Here is a 16,090-nt window from a genome sequence, read left to right as displayed (position 1 = left end):
TGTTCAGATTTAATTTCTTCATATAAAACAAAGCGTTGTTTTGTTTATAAGCCGCCTGATTGCTGAAGTCGGGCCTTACAGATCGCCTTCCTCCACCATCCTCACCACCCCCGCCTCCAGCGCATAGGCCGCATCCGCCAGTTCGTTGTTGACCTGCTCCACCTGCAAGGTACCGCTGACCCACAGCGGGGCGTAGATGTCATCGAGCTCGATGCCTTGCGGGTAACGAACGAGTACAAGCTGGTTGGGCGGCGGCGGTGGCACATGGATGCAGGCGCCGGGATAGGGAACCAGGAAGAACAGCGTGCTGCGGCCCTTGGCGTCGGTTTCCAGGGGCACGGGATAGCCGCCCAGGCGAATGGCTTTACCATCGAGAGCGGCGACAGTCTTGGCCGAGTACATTACCGCCGGCAGGTTTTTTTCCTGCTGCCGGAGGCCGTCGGGATTGTAGAAGGTGCCGTCCTGCTCGGGACCGTCATGGCTGATTTCCGGCATGGCTTCGAGGGCCAGGCGGTCTTCTTCCGGCATCAGCTCAAGCCAGTCGGTTTCCGCCAGCTCGGCGCGGGCCAGGCTGCTCAGCAGCAGCAGGGACAACAACAGGTAACGCATGGGCAGGCTCACAAGTGACGAGGAAACGAGGGGTTGTTAACCCTTCTTGATAGCACCGTAGAGTATCAGCAGAACCACCGCACCGATCACCGCGCCGATGAAGCCGGCACCCTGGCCCGCCTGGTAGATGCCCAACGCCTGGCCGCCATAGGTTGCGGCGATGGCGCCACCGATGCCGAGCAGGATAGTCATGATCCAGCCCATGCCGTCATCGCCGGGCTTGAGGAAGCGTGCAATCAAGCCAACGATCAGGCCGATGAAAATGGTGCCGATAATGCCCACGGTGTGTTCTCCGAATAGGTAAGTAAGCCAGGGCAGAAAACCGTGGCATTGCGCTATCAGATAGAGCGGAGCTGCGGAGGTTCCATCAAAAGTCTCTGGCGCCAGGCAGGGCCGGCGCCAGACAACTTCAGGCCTTGCTGATCAGCGCCTCAACGGCGGCGATCTGCTGGTCCAGGGTGGCGCGATCCGCACAGCGCAGGGTGGCGTGGCCGACCTTGCGGCCGACCTTAAAAGCCTTGCCGTAGTGGTGCAGGTGGCAATCGTCGATGGCGATAACCTCGGCCACTGGCGGCACTGTGCCGATGAAGTTGAGCATGGCGCTCTCACCGACCGTGGCAGTCGAGCCCAGTGGCAAACCGGCGACGGCGCGCAGGTGATTCTCGAACTGGCTGCACTCGGCGCCTTCGATGGTCCAGTGCCCGGAGTTGTGCACCCGCGGGGCGATTTCGTTGGCTTTCAGGCCGCCATCGACCTCGAAGAACTCGAAGGCCAGCACGCCAACGTAATCGAGTTTGCTCAGCACGCGGCTGACGTAATCTTCAGCCAGCGCCTGCAGCGGGTGGTTGCTGCTGGCGATGGACAGGGCCAGCACGCCGCTGTCGTGGCGGTTGTGCACCAGCGGGTAAAAGCGCGTCTCGCCATCGCGACCACGTACCGCGACCAGCGACACTTCGCCGGTAAACGGCACGAAACCTTCGAGGATGCAGGGCACGCTGCCCAGCTCAGCAAAGGCGCCGCTCACGTCGTGCGCCTGGCGCAGAACCTTCTGGCCCTTGCCGTCGTAGCCCAGGGTGCGGGTCTTGAGTACCGCTGGCAAGCCGATGGCGGCAGCCGCGGCATCCAGATCGGCCTGCGAGTGAATATCGGCGAACTCGGGCGTGGGGATCTCCAGCTCCTTGAACATCGACTTCTCGAACCAGCGGTCGCGGGCGATACGCAAGGCCTCGGCGCACGGGTAAACCGGTACGAACTGGGAGAGGAAGGCCACGGTCTCGGCCGGTACGCTCTCGAACTCGAAGGTCACCAGATCGACTTCATCGGCCAGTTGGCGCAGGTGATCCTGATCGCCATAGTCGGCGCGGATGTGCTCGCCGAGCGCCTGGGCGCAGGCATCCGGAGCGGGATCGAGAAAGGCGAAGTTCATTCCCAGCGGGGTGCCCGCCAAGGCCAGCATGCGACCCAGTTGGCCGCCACCGATTACACCGATTTTCATGCGTCTACCTCTTTCAATGCCGCACGCTCCCCTGTGGGAGCGGGCGTGCCCGCGAAGCGTTTAGCTGGCCAACGATTACGCTCAGCCATCAGGCCTGGCGCGGGTCCGGATTCTCCAGCACGGTATCGGTCTGTTCCTGACGGAACTGCTTGAGCGCCACATGGAACTGCGGGTGCTGGTGGCCGAGGATGCTCGCCGCCAACAAGGCCGCGTTAATCGCGCCAGCCTTGCCGATGGCCAGCGTGGCAACCGGAATACCCGCCGGCATCTGCACGATCGACAGCAGCGAGTCGACGCCCGAGAGCATCGCCGACTGCACCGGCACGCCGAGTACCGGCAGGTGGGTCTTGGCCGCACACATACCTGGCAGGTGCGCCGCGCCACCGGCTCCGGCGATGATCACCTGGATGCCACGGCTGTCAGCCTGCTCGGCGTACTGGAACAGCAGGTCCGGGGTGCGGTGGGCGGAGACCACCTTGACCTCATAGGGGATACCTAGCTTGTCCAGCATCTCGGCAGTGTGGCTAAGGGTGGACCAATCGGACTTGGAGCCCATGATCACGCCAACCAGTGCGCTCATCAAAGTGCCTCTTCTATCGGGCGCCTCGCGGCGCAGCAAAAGTGTGCGTCGCGGTGGCGGCGCGTCAAAAACCAACAAGCCACGCGGGATGACCGGCGTGGCTTGCGTGCTAAAAAGGCCGCGAAGTATACCGTAAAGCCAGGCTTGGCGAGCAGCCACTGCAACCGTTTGTCCAGAGTTAGCCGCCGCAAGCCAAAACATTGCCATTGAACAACACCTGCACTCCTCATCGGCGCACTGTAGGTGCCTCTTTGCACATCAAACGAGGATCGCACCATGAACCAAACCATGAAAGCAGCCGTCGTCCATGCCTTTGGCCAGCCGCTGCGCATCGAGGAAGTCAAGGTGCCCCTGCCCGGTCCCGGGCAGATTCTAGTGAAGATCGAAGCCTGCGGCGTATGCCATACCGACCTGCATGCGGTCGAAGGCGACTGGCCGGTGAAACCCAGCCTGCCCTTTATCCCCGGCCACGAGGGTGTTGGCTATGTTGCGGCAGTGGGCGCCGGCGTCAAACGCGTCAAAGAAGGCGACCGGGTCGGCGTGCCCTGGCTGTATACCGCCTGCGGCTGCTGCGAGCACTGCCTGACGGGCTGGGAAACCCTCTGCGAAAGTCAGCAAAATACCGGCTATTCGGTGAACGGCAGCTACGCCGAATACGTGTTGGCGGACCCTAACTTCGTCGGCATACTGCCGAAAAATGTTGAGTTCGCGGAAATCGCACCGATTCTCTGTGCTGGCGTCACCGTCTACAAGGGCTTGAAGGTAACAGGGGCGCGACCGGGTCAATGGGTGGCGATTTCCGGTATCGGCGGGCTGGGCCATGTCGCGGTGCAGTACGCCAAGGCCATGGGCCTGCATGTGGTGGCCATCGATGTTGATGACGCCAAACTGGAGTTGGCGCGCAAGCTTGGTGCCAGCCTGACAATCAACGCGTTGAAGGAGAACCCGGTCGAGGTGATCCAGCGCGACATCGGCGGTGCCCATGGCGTGCTGGTAACTGCGGCGTCCAGCAGTGCCTTCGGCCAGGCCATCGGCATGGCTCGGCGTGGCGGTACAGTGGCATTGATCGGCCTGCCGCCAGGCGATTTCCCCACGCCGATCTTCGACGTGGTGCTCAAGGCCATCAGCATCACCGGCTCTATCGTCGGCACCCGTGCGGACTTGCAGGAGGCGATGGACTTCGCGGCCGAAGGCCTGGTCAAGGCAACCATCCACAGCGACAAACTGGACAATATCAACCAGGTGTTCGAACAGATGCGCGCGGGCAAGATCGAAGGGCGCGTGGTGATGCAGTTCTAAGAGGCCGGCCCTGATAGCCCGGATGTAATTCGGGGGTCCGGTAGCGTGATTGCGGCTGAGTCCCCGGATTGCATCCGGGCTTGCCCTGGGACTCAGCCACTCGCTAGCGGCGGCATGCTTCTTGCGTTATTTCAACGACCTGAAAATCGTGGATACCGTCGATGCTGCACGCCAATCTGACTACCCTGCATGTGGTCTCGCTGATTCTCGAGCTGTTCGCCGAGCAACCCGAACAGCTCGATCCCTTGCTCGCCGGCAGTGGCATCCAGGCCGGCGACCTGGCCAGCGCCGACAGCCGCATCACCCGTACCCAGGAGCTGCAGGTGTGCGCCAACGCCCTGGCCCTGCGCGCCGACCTTGGCCTGGTACTGGGCCAACGCCTGCATGTGTCGTCCTACGGCCTGCTCGGTTACGCCGCGTTGTCGAGTGCCACCTTTGGTGACGCCTGGCGCCTTCTACTGCAGTATCCGGCGCTGCTCGGCACCTACTTCAAACTGGACCTGAACGTCGAAGGCGAACTGGCGTGGGTCAGCGCCCGCGAGTACCGGCATGCGCCCGCGCTGGAACAGTTCAATGTGGAAATGTGCCTGGCCTCGCTCAGGCTGATCGGCGGCGAACTGCTTGGCCAGTCGTTGACGCTGACTGCGGCGCAGTTCAGCTATGCGCGCCCGGCCTACGCCGAACACTACGCGGCCAGTTTCGCCTGTGCGCTGCAATTCGGCGCCCAGCGCAATGCCTTTGCCTTCCCCGCCGAGTGGCTGCAACGCCGCCTACCGCTGGCCGACCCGGTCACCTGCCAGGAAGTTCTGGCACGCTGCCGCAAGCAGAATACCGAGTTCACCACCCGCCAGGCCTGGCTACAGCGCGTGCGCGCGGAGCTGGCCAATCACCTGGCCGAGCCGCCAGGGCTGGGGGCACTGGCGCAACAGATGCACTGCTCACCGCGCACCCTGCGCCGCCACCTGCAGGAATTGGGCACGCACTACCAGGAACTGCTCGACGAGCTGCGCTTCGAGCGCGCCAAGACCCTGCTCGGCCAGGAGGACTGGTCGATCTGCCGCATCGCCGAGGAACTCGGCTTCAGCGAAAGCGCCAGCTTCCGCCATGCCTTCCAGCGCTGGAGCGGGGTGGCGCCGAGTCGTTTTCGCGCCTGATCATCCATGCCCTCGTAGGGTGCGCCGTGCGCACCAGCCCTTTGCGCGCCTACCCTGGTGCGCACGGCGCACCCTACGACATGAGTACTGCGGTCAGGCAATTTGGCCACTTCGATCCCCTATTGGCCATTACCAGCGTATGCCCGCCGGCCGGCACGGCGAACAATGGTGACCAGAACAACAAGCCTGGGAGCCTGCCAATGCTGACTTTTTACAGCGACGACCATCACCTGCACCACGGCAACTGTGAGTTGATCGACGGCCAGTTGCAGCCCTGTTTCGAGAAACCGCAGCGCGCCGACCACATCCTCGCGCGGGTCAAGGATCGTCAGCTGGGCGAAGTACGCGCGCCCAAGGACTTCGGCCGCGCGCCGATCGAACGCATCCACAGTGCGGCCTACCTGGACTTCTTCGCCGGGGCCTGGGATCGCTGGCAGGCCCAGGGCGGTCAGGGCGATCTGCTGCCCTATACCTGGCCGGCGCGCACCCTGCGCCAGCAGTTGCCGGCAAGCCTGCACGGCCAGCTCGGCTACTACAGCTTCGACGCCGGCGCGCCAATCACCGCCGGCACCTGGCAGGCGGCTTACAGCGCGGCGCAAGTAGCGCTCAGCGCCCAGGCGCAAATAACCCAGGGCGCCCACAGCGCCTTCGCCCTGTGCCGCCCGCCCGGTCACCATGCCGCCGGCGACGTGATGGGCGGCTACTGCTACCTGAACAACGCCGCTATTGCCGCCCAGGCCTTCATCGACCAGGGCCGGCCCAAGGTGGCCATTCTCGACGTCGACTACCACCACGGTAACGGCACCCAGGACATCTTCTATCAGCGCAATGATGTGTTGTTCGCCTCGATCCATGGCGACCCGGCGGCGGAATTTCCGTTCTTCCTCGGTTATCCCGATGAACGCGGCGCGGGTGCCGGCGAAGGCTGTAATTTCAACTACCCGCTGCCGGCAGGCAGTGGCTGGGCAACCTGGGCCGCGGCGCTGGAGCAGGCCTGCCAGCGCATCAGCGACTACGGCGCCGAGGTGCTGGTGGTGTCACTCGGTGTGGACACCTTCAAAGATGACCCGATCTCCCAGTTCAAGCTCGACAGCCCGGATTACCTGACCATGGGCAAGCGCATCGCCGCGCTAGGCCTGCCGACCCTGTTCGTCATGGAAGGTGGCTATGCGGTGGAGGCCATAGGCGTCAATGCAGTCAACGTGCTGGAAGGATTCGAAGCCGGCACCTCGTAGGGTGGACGACACAATGACAACAAGACTGGAGTGACCGCGATGAACAGACTCACCCGCACCCTGACCACCTCCCTCTGCGCCGGCGCCCTGCTCGGCAGCCTCGGCCAGGCACAGGCGCAAACCCCAGAGCAATCCCCAGGCAAACCGCGCGAACTGCGCGTCTACAACTGGGCCGACTATATGCTGCCCTCGGTGCCCAAGGAGTTTCAGGCCAAGAGCGGCATCCAGCTGACCTGGGACGTGTTCGACACCAATGAATCGCTGGAAGCCAAGCTGCTCACCGGCAACTCCGGCTATGACCTGGTAGTACCGAGCAACACCTTCCTCGACACCCAGATCAAGGCCGGGGTGTTCCAGAAGCTGGACAAGAGCAAGCTGCCCAACTGGCAACACCTGGACCCTGGCCTGCTCGAACTGATGACCACCAATGACCCCGGCAACCAGTACGCCGCACCCTACATGTACGGCACGGTGCTGATCGGCTTCAACCCGGACAAGGTCAAGGCGGCCCTCGGAGCCGATGCCCCGGTGGACAGCTGGGACCTGATCTTCAAAGAGGAGAACATCAGCAAACTCAAGCAGTGCGGCGTGGCCATGCTCGACTCGCCGGGCGACATCCTGCCGATCGCCTTGCACTACCTGGGCCTGGACCCCAACAGCAGCAAGACCGAGGACTACGACAAGGCCAGCGCGCTGATGCTGAAGATCCGGCCGCACATCGCCTACTTCCACTCGGCCAAGTACATGACCGACATCGCCAACGGCGACATCTGCGTGGCTATCGGCTACTCGGGCAGCTTCTACCAATTCGCCAACCGCGCCAAGGAAGCCGGCAACGGCGTGGTGGTTGACTGGCGCCTGCCGAAAGAGGGCGCGCCGCTGTGGTACGACTCCTTCGCCATCCCAAAAAGCGCGCAGAACGTCGACGAAGCGCATGAGTTCCTCAACAACCTACTCGAGCCGCAAGTGGTCGCACCGATCAGCGATTTTCTCGGCTACCCCAACCCGAACAAGGACGCCATGCCGCTGGTGGGCGCGGAAATCCGCGACAACCCCAACCTGACCCCAACCGCCGAAGCGCAGAAAACCCTCTACGTGCTGCAACCGCTGCCGCAGCGCGCCGAACGTATCCGCACCCGGGCCTGGACCAAGATCAAGTCAGGGACTTGAGGATCTCCTGCTAACCTGAGGTCGCCCAATCGCTGGCGTACGGTTGCATGAAGACGCACGCTGGGCTGCCTCGACGATCGATCCACGACCACTCAGGCAGCGCTGTCAGAAAATCTGTTTTGCAGGTCTTCGATCTGCTCAAACAAGCCTTCTATCACCTGCACCAGCTGTGGATCGAAGTGCCTGCCGGCTTCGGTGCGAATCAGCTGCTGAGCGCGCTCAGCCGACCAGGCCTGCTTGTAGGGGCGTGTCGAGCGCAGTGCGTCATACACATCGCACAGGGCGACAATACGCGCAGCCAAGGGAATTGCCTCGCCCTTGAGGCCTGCCGGATAGCCGCTGCCATCCCACTTTTCGTGGTGATACAGGGCAACCTCGGCGGCCAGTTCGAGCAGCGGTGAATGCGCTTCATCGTGCAGAATATCGAAGCCGATCTGCGCGTGACGATTCATGATCGCCCGCTCCTCGGCGGTGAATGCCCCAGGCTTGAGCAGGATGTTATCGGGAATCCCTATCTTGCCGACATCGTGCATCGGCGCTGCCAGACGCAGCAGCTCGACCCACTCAGGGTCTTGACCCAGGGCACTGGCGATTAACGCGGCGGATGCGCCGATGCGCATGATGTGACTGCCGGTTTCATCGTCCTTGTACTCTGCCGCCCGCGACAGGCTGCGAACCAACGACTGGAAACTGGCGCTCAACTGCTCGGTACGTTGCTGGACTTTTTGTTCCAGGCTCGCCCGCTCCTGCTTAAGCAGCTGGCTGGCCCGGCTCAACTGCAGGCAGCTGTGCACGCGCATCAGCAGTTCCGGCAAATCCAGCGGTTTGCTGATGTAGTCGTTGGCGCCCATGGCCAGGCCGCGCCGACGATTATCGGCATCGCTCAGCGCGGTGACAACGATCACCGTAGAACAGCTGCGGTCGCGCTCGGACAATTGCCGGAGGATTTCAAAGCCGTCCGGCTGTGGCATATCCAGATCGAGCAGCAGCAGATCCCAGGGGTTTTGCTGCAACCACGCCAGGCCAGCTGCCGAGTCGCTGAATGCCTTGACCTGACTCAGGCCAAGGGCGCGCAGGCTCGATTCGAGCAGGCGCAAATTGGCGGCAACATCGTCGATCACTACCACCTTGGCGAAGCGCATTGCCTCAGTCAGCATCTGCAGTCACTCCATAGAGTATGGCCTTGACCAAGCCGCGCAACTCAGCCACATCCACGGGTTTGCTCAGCAACCCCTGACAATCCAGGCTCGCCATGCGCATCACCTCACTCACTGCAACAGCGCTCAGTACGATGACCTGCAACCCCTTGGTCCGCGGGTCGAGGCGTAATTGCCGGAGCACTTCGTCACCATTCAGACCCGGCAGGTTGAGGTCGAGTAACAACAAGTCGGGGGGGGCAGCCAGAATTTGCTCCAGCGCGACGCGACCATTGCTCGCAACGCTGACCTCGCCCAAGTCGGCCAGTGCCTTACGTACCAGAAACTGGCTGGCCGGATTGTCCTCGACATAAAAGATCCGCGGCTGCTGCGCCGGCTTGCTGCTGTCTTCTGGCACAGTGAACGTGCCTCCACGCCTGATCAGCGGCAGTTCGATCCAGAAGCTGCTGCCAATACCAGGCTCGCTGTGCAGGCCAATACTGCCATGCATCAGGGCGGCAAACTCGCGACACAACGACAGGCCGAGACCGGTGCCCTGGATCGCGGTGTTCTCGCGGCCCAGGCGCTTGAATGGCTCGAACAATTGCGCCTGCAGATCCTCGGCGATACCCAGCCCGGTGTCCTCCACCACCAGGCGGATATGACCGGCGGCGACCTGGTAGCTGAGCGTAACGTGTCCGCCTGGCCGGTTGTATTTGACCGCGTTGGACAGCAGGTTGATCAGCACCTGGCGCAGGCGGCGCGGGTCGGCAATGGCTTGCAAATACTCATCGGGCAGGTCGAGATTGAGCTGCAAGCCATGCCGGGCCACTTTGCCGCGCACCATCCCGGCGGTTTCGCTCATCAGGGCGCTTACATCGACGGGCTGCAAGTCGACGCGGGTGGCATTGGCCTGAATACTCGACCAGTCGAGGATATCGTCGACCAGCTGATTGAGGTGTCGGCTGGCCAACAGAATTTCCTCAAGGTGATCCGTTTCGCCCTCGGCCTGGTCGCCCTGCTCCATGCGCATCAACTGAGCGAAACCCTGAATGGCATTGAGCGGCGTACGCAACTCATGGCTCATGCTGGAGATGAAGCGTGACTTGGCCTCGCAAGATACATGCGCATCAAGAATGGCTGTACGCAGTTCATCTTCGATCTGTTTGAGTGCATTAATATCAACGTGAGTGCCGGCCAAAACCCGGGCTTTTCCCGTCCGCGCATCGCGCTCAAGCACACGCCCACGGCTAAGCAACCAATGGTATTCGCCAGCGGCATCGGCAAAGCGATATTCGGCGTCAAACCGATCAAGTTCACCTACGTGAGCGAGACGGAGCGACTCTTTAACCTTGGCGACATCCTGCGGGTGAATACGCTGGAGAAAATCAGCCTCGCTGAGCGCCTCCGAAGACAGCCCGAAGCGCGCGCAGAAACGCCCACGCAACTGGATGATATCGGTCTCGTAACTGCGCTCCCAGATACTCTCGGTGGCACTTTCCAGCACCAGTTCGAGACGCTGTTGAATACGCGTACGCTCAGCCTCGCTCTGCTCCAGCTGGGTGCCCACGCTCGTCGCATGGCCGGCCAATTGATCCAGTTCGCGAATCTCCGACTTCACCTGCTGCGGCAACCAGTTGCCCGAACCGATCTGATCCATCATCCGCGAGATACCGGCGATAGGGTTGAGCAGGTGCTGGCTGAGCTGGCGCGCACGTGCCCACATGAAGGCAAAGAACAGCAGGTAAAACACCACCAGGCCGGCGATCAACAGGTAACCGATTTGTTGATAACGATTGGCCAGCGCGTTGGTCTGACTGAACACATCCGCTTCGTCGACCACCGTGAGCAGCCGCCAGCCCGTCTGCTCGACGATGGCCCAGGCCACCAGATGAGTGCGCCCACCGAGCACAACCGATTGCACACCGCTCGGTTGTGCCTTGATTGCACCGGCTAGCTGAGTCGTCTGGGCGTTGTTGAGCAGACTGAAGTCTTCAGGCTTGAAAATCTCGCGACGAATCGCTTCCTCGTAGGAGTGTTCAGTCAGCTCGTCGAGGCCGAAGTCCTCTTCAGCAGGCGCAGGCATGGCCATGATGTTCAAGTCATCACTGACCAACATGGCGTAGCCATCCCAAGGCACCTGCAACTGGCCGATCTGCTCGAGGATGCCGCCGACGGTGATGTCGACGCCAACCACGCCTTCAAGAAAGTCGCCACGGTAGACCGGGGCAATGGCCGACATCATCCAGCCATGACCGGCTGGATCGAGATAGACATCGGTCCATACCACCTTGCGCTCGGGGTTATGCGTGGCATCCGCCAGGTAATAGAAGTTGTAGTCCGGGATAACCATGTCATGCGGATACTGATCAGGCGTGAGGAACCAGGGGTAAATATGGTTGAGGCTGTCCCAGCTGTTGAAATACAGACTGGCGACCAAGGGGCTGCTGGTCTGGAGCTCCTTCATCAGCGGGTCGAGGCTGGCAAGTTTTGCAGCCTTGCGCAGGTCTTGCTGCTCGACGGGCGTGGCATTCGAATAGAAGTAGGCGGAGCCGCCCTGGTCCTCACGATTGAAGCGCACGCCGTCGCTGCTCAGCGCCAGGGCCAGCGGTTGCACTGCGCCCTCATCAAGCAGAGTGCGGGTCGTCAGGTTGCGGTAGAGATTGGTGAGCGCACTGACATGCTTGAGCTGCTCATCGACGATGCTCGCTTCCAGAGAAGCCGTCGCCTCCAGGTCGGTCAATGCGGTCTGGCGCAGATGCTCGATCTGCGCATCACGAATGGCATTGTTGCTCAGTAGATAGATGGCGATCAGCACCGTTTCCACCAGCACCAGCGGGATCAGGGCACTCTGCACAAAGGCGCGCCAAATCCACTGCCGCAGACCGACAGGATGTTTCAACGACATGAAAGGCGCTCCAATGGGCACGCGGAGGAATGCGATAAAATATGATATTAAAATGATATCACTGACTTCTGGTAATGCCATACACCTTCATCGCCCCGAGCGAAGCCCGCGACGACACGAACTGAGGCAGCCTTAACGCCCCACCTCGCCGCTCTCCAGCTTGCGCCACAACAGGCGCACTGAGGCCTTGCGTACCAAAGCGCAGCGGTGCAGACGAATCTCCAGCGGCACTTGCCACTGTTCGTCGCCACACACCACCAGCTCGCCACGGGCCAGCTCGGCGGTGACCGACAGACGCGGCACCCAGGCTACGCCCATGCCCTGCAGGGCCATGCTTTTCAGGCTGTCGGCCATCGCCGTTTCGTACACCGTGGTCGAACGCAGGGCGCGCTGGCGCAGCAGCAGGTTGACCGAGCGACCGAGAAAGGCCCCGGCGGTATAGGCGAGCAGCGGCACAGTCTGGCCGCTGTCGAGGTCGAACAGCGGCTGACCGTCATCGCCCACCCCGCACACTGGCAGCATCGAGGTCACGCCCAGGTGCAGCGAGGGGAAGATTTCCGGGTCCATCTGCAGCGCGGCATCCGGGTCGTAATAGGCGAGGATCAGGTCGCAGCCGCCTTCGCGCAGCGAGTGCACCGCCTCGCCGACATTGGTCGCCACCAGCCGGGTATTCAACGGCAGGCCTTCACGGCGCAAGCGGGCGATCCATTCGGGGAAGAAGCCCAGGGTCAGCGAGTGCGCGGCGGCGATCTGCAACACCTCGCCCTGCTTGCCTTCCAGGTTGTGCAGGTGACGCACCACCTCGCCCAGTTGCTCGACCAGGCTGCGCGCGGTGACCAGAAACAACTGGCCGGGCTCGGTCAGCTCGACCGGCGTGCAGGCACGGTTGACCAGGGTCAGGCCGAGCATGTTCTCCAGCGCCTTGATCCGTCGACTGAAGGCTGGCTGGGTGACGAAGCGCTTTTGCGCCGCCTGGGAAAAGCTGCGGGTGGCGGCCAGAGTGACAAAGTCTTCCAGCCATTTGGTTTCCAGATTCATCGCTGCTCCGCCCGTTGCTGCATCTATATTTTGCTGCCCACTGCTAGGGCCGCCATAGCGTCGCGTTTCGTAGCCTGGATGCAATCCGGGGCAGGTTGCGCCGCCGCCTGCGCTTCCCGGATTTCATCCGGGCTACAGAAGCAGCCTACGTTCGCCAGACGCTCGCAGTCACACTGACATTATGCCGATTATGCATACCCCAGCGCTTAACAGCATTGGCCAGCTTCCAGCCACAGCCCCTAGCCTACGGGACATCGCGGCGTTAGCCGTATTCCCTAGAGATATCTCTCATCATGTCCGCTGCCGCATCATTCCGCGTCGAAAAAGATCTGCTTGGCTCCCTGGACGTTCCGGCCGAGGCCTATTACGGCATCCAGACCCTGCGTGCCGTGCATAACTTTCGCCTGTCCGGCGTGCCGTTGGCGCACTACCCCAAGTTTGTCACCGCGCTGGCCATGGTCAAGCAGGCCGCCGCCGATGCCAACCGCGAACTGGGCCACCTCAGCGCGGCCAAGCACGCGGCGATCAGCGAAGCCTGCGCCCGCATTATCCGCGGCGACTTCCACGAGCAGTTCGTGGTCGACATGATCCAGGGTGGCGCCGGCACCTCGACCAACATGAACGCCAACGAGGTGATCGCCAACATCGCCCTGGAGGCCATGGGTCACACCAAGGGCGAGTACCAGTACCTGCACCCGAACAACGACGTGAACATGGCGCAGTCGACTAACGATGCCTACCCGACCGCCATTCGCCTCGGCCTGCTGCTCGGCCACGACAGCCTGCTGGCCAGCCTCGACAGCCTGATCCAGGCCTTCGCCGGCAAAGGTGAAGAGTTCGCCCATGTACTGAAGATGGGCCGCACCCAGTTGCAGGACGCCGTGCCGATGACCCTCGGCCAGGAATTCCGCGCCTTCTCCAATACCCTCGGCGAAGACCTGGCGCGCCTGCGCAGCCTGGCGCCGGAGCTGCTCACCGAAGTCAACCTGGGCGGCACCGCGATCGGCACCGGGATCAACGCCGACCCGCGCTACCAGCAGCTCGCCGTCGACCGCCTGGCGCTGATCAGTGGCCAGCCGCTGGTGCCGGCCGCCGACCTGATCGAAGCCACCTCGGACATGGGCGCCTTCGTGCTGTTCTCCGGCATGCTCAAGCGCACCGCGGTCAAACTGTCGAAGATCTGCAACGACTTGCGCCTGCTCTCCAGCGGCCCGCGTACCGGGATCAACGAGATCAACCTGCCGGCGCGCCAGCCGGGCAGTTCGATCATGCCCGGCAAGGTCAACCCGGTGATCCCGGAAGCGGTCAATCAGGTGGCCTTCGAGATCATCGGCAACGACCTGGCCCTGACCATCGCCGCCGAGGGCGGCCAGTTGCAGCTCAACGTCATGGAGCCGCTGATCGCCTACAAGATCTTCGACTCGATCCGCCTGCTGCAGCGCGCCATGGACATGCTGCGCGAGCATTGCATCGTCGGCATCACCGCCAACGAGGCGCATTGCCGGGCGCTGATGGAAAACTCCATCGGCCTGATCACCGCGCTCAACCCCTACATGGGCTACGAGAACGCCACCCGCATCGCCAAGCTGGCCCTGGACAGCGGCCGCGGCGTACTCGAACTGGTGCGCGAAGAAAATCTGCTGGACGACGTGACCCTGGCCGACATCCTGCGCCCGGAAAACATGATCGCGCCGCGCCTGGTGCCGCTCAAAGCCTGAACCACAGCCACGAGCAACACCCGCGCAAGGATGTGCGGGACGACTGCGCCTAACCGGCGCGGCCGTGCAACCGGCGGCCAACATGCCGCTATTGCGCGACGTGGGCTTACCAAAAGACATCACGCCGGGTGACACCATGAAACAGCTCAACCACCGCTCACCGCCAAGCACCGGGCAATCCCCGATGCGCTAGCGCTCGAAATAGTCAGTCCAGTCCAGTCGGCTCCGCGTTCATGCCGCTGCGCGCCAGGGTTAGCCCCTGATACGAAGCGGTTATCTGTGTCGGCACACTAAGCCGGAAACGACTGAACTGGGCAGGCTATCCGGGCACCCGTTGCGTACGCCAGCGGCGCCCTACCCAGGCGGCGCCATCACCATTAATTCCCGATAAATACAAAAAAGGGAGAGGCCCCCATGCTCGACATTCTCAACGACCTGATCTGGAGCAAGCTGCTGATCGTGATGCTGATCGGCCTCGGGCTGTACTTCACCATCGCCTCGCGCTTCGTCCAGTTTCGCTACTTCGGCAGCATGTTTCGCATCTTCGGCGAAGCCTTCAAGCACCGTCCGGGTCAGCTCAGCTCATTCCAGGCGCTGATGCTCAGCGTCGCCGGGCGCGTCGGCGCCGGCAACATCGCCGGGGTTTCCGTCGCCATCATGCTCGGCGGCCCAGGCGCCGTGTTCTGGATGTGGATGGTCGCGCTGGTCGGCATGGCCACCAGCTATTTCGAGTGCTCGCTGGCCCAGCTGTACAAGCGCCGCGAAGCCGATGGCAGCTACCGCGGTGGCCCGGCGTTCTACATCCAGCACGGTCTCGGTCAGCGCTGGCTGGGTATCGTCGTCTCGATTCTGCTGCTGGTGACCTTCGGTTTCGGCTTCAACGCCGTGCAGTCCTACACCGTGGCCAGCTCGATGCATGACACCTTTGGCCTGCCTACCTATGTCAGCGGCATCGTCCTGATGGCAGTGATCGGCCTGATCATCTTCGGCGGCATCAAGCGCATCGCCACGTTCGCCGAAGTACTGGTGCCGGTAATGGCCTTCTCCTACATCGCCATGGCCCTGGTGGTAATCGGCCTGAACATCGAGGCCGTCCCGGCGACCCTGACGCTGATCGTCAAGAGCGCCTTCGGCCTGGAACCGGCCTTCGCTGGCGGCATCGGCGCGGCCATCATCATGGGCGTCAAGCGCGGCCTGTTCTCCAACGAAGCCGGTCTGGGCAGTGCACCCAACGTCGCCGCCGTGGCCGAGGTCAAGCACCCGGTTGCCCAGGGCATCGTGCAATCGCTCAGCGTATTCATCGACACCATGATCCTGTGCAGCTGCACCGCGCTGATCATCCTGCTCTCCGGCGTCTATCAGCCGGGTATGGAAGTCTCCGGGGTGATCCTGACCCAGACCGCCATGGCCAGCGTAGTCGGCGAGTGGGGCCGGGTATTCATCAGCGTCGCCCTGCTGCTGTTCGTCTTCACCACCCTGATCTACAACTACTACCTCGGCGAGAACGCCCTGGGTTTCTTCAGCGACAAGCGCTGGCTGGTCCAGGCCTACCGCGTGCTGGTAATCCTGCTGGTACTGTGGGGTTCGATGCAGGATCTGGGGACGGTGTTCGCCTTCGCCGACGTGACCATGGGCCTGCTGGCCATCGCCAACCTGATCGCCCTGGCCCTGCTGTTCAAGGTCGGCCTGCGTCTGATGCGCGACTACGACAAGCAGATCAAGGCAGGTGTAGAGGTGCCGGTCTTCGA

Annotated in this window: 13 protein-coding genes; 6 read left to right on the top strand and 7 right to left on the bottom strand. The window is 62.5% G+C overall.

Annotated features, from left to right (window positions below; all coding sequences use genetic code 11):
* Positions 1-75 precede the first annotated feature (75 nt).
* From Q8K09_RS02400 to purE, 4 genes are all read right to left on the bottom strand, one after another.
* Entirely contained in the window at positions 76-609 is a 534-nt protein-coding gene (locus tag Q8K09_RS02400; protein ID WP_305253427.1) for a DUF3299 domain-containing protein, read from the bottom strand.
* Between the two features lie 36 nt (positions 610-645).
* Positions 646-891 (bottom strand): GlsB/YeaQ/YmgE family stress response membrane protein, encoded by a 246-nt coding sequence (locus Q8K09_RS02395; RefSeq protein WP_305253426.1) that lies wholly within the window; start codon positions 889-891, stop codon positions 646-648.
* Positions 892-1,018: 127 nt separating this feature from the next.
* Positions 1,019-2,104, bottom strand: a complete 1,086-nt coding sequence (locus tag Q8K09_RS02390) for a 5-(carboxyamino)imidazole ribonucleotide synthase (RefSeq protein WP_305253425.1) — start codon at positions 2,102-2,104, stop codon at positions 1,019-1,021.
* Between the two features lie 88 nt (positions 2,105-2,192).
* Complete coding sequence (gene purE, locus Q8K09_RS02385; protein ID WP_305253424.1) at positions 2,193-2,684, bottom strand: 5-(carboxyamino)imidazole ribonucleotide mutase; 492 nt, start codon at positions 2,682-2,684, stop codon at positions 2,193-2,195.
* A 276-nt stretch (positions 2,685-2,960) separates the two neighbouring features.
* Between purE and adhP the strand changes: the two genes are divergently transcribed.
* From adhP to Q8K09_RS02365, 4 genes are all read left to right on the top strand, one after another.
* Positions 2,961-3,983, top strand: a complete 1,023-nt coding sequence (gene adhP, locus Q8K09_RS02380; protein ID WP_305253423.1) for an alcohol dehydrogenase AdhP — start codon at positions 2,961-2,963, stop codon at positions 3,981-3,983.
* A gap of 161 nt (positions 3,984-4,144) precedes the next feature.
* Positions 4,145-5,137 carry an AraC family transcriptional regulator gene (locus Q8K09_RS02375; RefSeq protein ID WP_305253422.1) on the top strand — a complete coding sequence of 331 codons (993 nt, stop codon included), beginning with the start codon at positions 4,145-4,147 and terminating at the stop codon, positions 5,135-5,137.
* A gap of 200 nt (positions 5,138-5,337) precedes the next feature.
* Positions 5,338-6,372, top strand: a complete 1,035-nt coding sequence (locus Q8K09_RS02370; RefSeq protein ID WP_305253460.1) for a histone deacetylase family protein — start codon at positions 5,338-5,340, stop codon at positions 6,370-6,372.
* A 39-nt stretch (positions 6,373-6,411) separates the two neighbouring features.
* A complete protein-coding gene (locus Q8K09_RS02365; protein WP_305253421.1) occupies positions 6,412-7,542 on the top strand; it encodes a polyamine ABC transporter substrate-binding protein in 1,131 nt (376 codons plus the stop codon).
* Positions 7,543-7,634: 92 nt separating this feature from the next.
* Here Q8K09_RS02365 and Q8K09_RS02360 read toward each other — a convergent pair whose 3' ends face one another.
* From Q8K09_RS02360 to Q8K09_RS02350, 3 genes are all read right to left on the bottom strand, one after another.
* Entirely contained in the window at positions 7,635-8,699 is a 1,065-nt protein-coding gene (locus Q8K09_RS02360; protein WP_305253420.1) for an HD domain-containing phosphohydrolase, read from the bottom strand.
* Entirely contained in the window at positions 8,689-11,586 is a 2,898-nt protein-coding gene (locus Q8K09_RS02355) for an ATP-binding protein (protein WP_305253419.1), read from the bottom strand. The genes Q8K09_RS02360 and Q8K09_RS02355 overlap by 11 nt, the downstream gene beginning before the upstream one ends.
* Positions 11,587-11,718: 132 nt before the next feature.
* Positions 11,719-12,624 (bottom strand): LysR substrate-binding domain-containing protein, encoded by a 906-nt coding sequence (locus Q8K09_RS02350; protein WP_305253418.1) that lies wholly within the window; start codon positions 12,622-12,624, stop codon positions 11,719-11,721.
* A 293-nt stretch (positions 12,625-12,917) separates the two neighbouring features.
* Between Q8K09_RS02350 and Q8K09_RS02345 the strand changes: the two genes are divergently transcribed.
* Together Q8K09_RS02345 and Q8K09_RS02340 are read left to right on the top strand one after the other, a co-directional pair.
* Positions 12,918-14,342 carry an aspartate ammonia-lyase gene (locus Q8K09_RS02345; RefSeq protein WP_305253417.1) on the top strand — a complete coding sequence of 475 codons (1,425 nt, stop codon included), beginning with the start codon at positions 12,918-12,920 and terminating at the stop codon, positions 14,340-14,342.
* Between the two features lie 414 nt (positions 14,343-14,756).
* Positions 14,757-16,090, top strand: a 1,334-nt coding sequence (locus Q8K09_RS02340; RefSeq protein WP_305253416.1) for a sodium:alanine symporter family protein, incomplete at its 3' end; no start/stop codon positions are given.

Origin of the sequence: Pseudomonas sp. (assembly GCF_030683065.1) — a bacterium.
In the GTDB taxonomy this organism is placed as follows: Bacteria; Pseudomonadota; Gammaproteobacteria; order Pseudomonadales; family Pseudomonadaceae; genus Aquipseudomonas.
Note: the sequence above shows the minus strand (reverse complement) of the source record. Positions and strands in the feature narration are given on the sequence as shown.

What these genes read in the sequence shown, in the direction of transcription:
- Q8K09_RS02400 (WP_305253427.1), bottom strand. Translation starts at nt 609, where the DNA reads ATGCGTTACCTGTTGTTGTCCCTGCTGCTGCTGAGCAGCCTGGCCCGC.
- Q8K09_RS02390 (WP_305253425.1), bottom strand. Translation starts at nt 2,104, where the DNA reads ATGAAAATCGGTGTAATCGGTGGCGGCCAACTGGGTCGCATGCTGGCC.
- purE (WP_305253424.1), bottom strand. Translation starts at nt 2,684, where the DNA reads ATGAGCGCACTGGTTGGCGTGATCATGGGCTCCAAGTCCGATTGGTCC.
- adhP (WP_305253423.1), top strand. Translation starts at nt 2,961, where the DNA reads ATGAACCAAACCATGAAAGCAGCCGTCGTCCATGCCTTTGGCCAGCCG.
- Q8K09_RS02375 (WP_305253422.1), top strand. Translation starts at nt 4,145, where the DNA reads ATGCTGCACGCCAATCTGACTACCCTGCATGTGGTCTCGCTGATTCTC.
- Q8K09_RS02370 (WP_305253460.1), top strand. Translation starts at nt 5,338, where the DNA reads ATGCTGACTTTTTACAGCGACGACCATCACCTGCACCACGGCAACTGT.
- Q8K09_RS02365 (WP_305253421.1), top strand. Translation starts at nt 6,412, where the DNA reads ATGAACAGACTCACCCGCACCCTGACCACCTCCCTCTGCGCCGGCGCC.
- Q8K09_RS02360 (WP_305253420.1), bottom strand. Translation starts at nt 8,699, where the DNA reads ATGCTGACTGAGGCAATGCGCTTCGCCAAGGTGGTAGTGATCGACGAT.
- Q8K09_RS02355 (WP_305253419.1), bottom strand. Translation starts at nt 11,586, where the DNA reads ATGTCGTTGAAACATCCTGTCGGTCTGCGGCAGTGGATTTGGCGCGCC.
- Q8K09_RS02350 (WP_305253418.1), bottom strand. Translation starts at nt 12,624, where the DNA reads ATGAATCTGGAAACCAAATGGCTGGAAGACTTTGTCACTCTGGCCGCC.
- Q8K09_RS02345 (WP_305253417.1), top strand. Translation starts at nt 12,918, where the DNA reads ATGTCCGCTGCCGCATCATTCCGCGTCGAAAAAGATCTGCTTGGCTCC.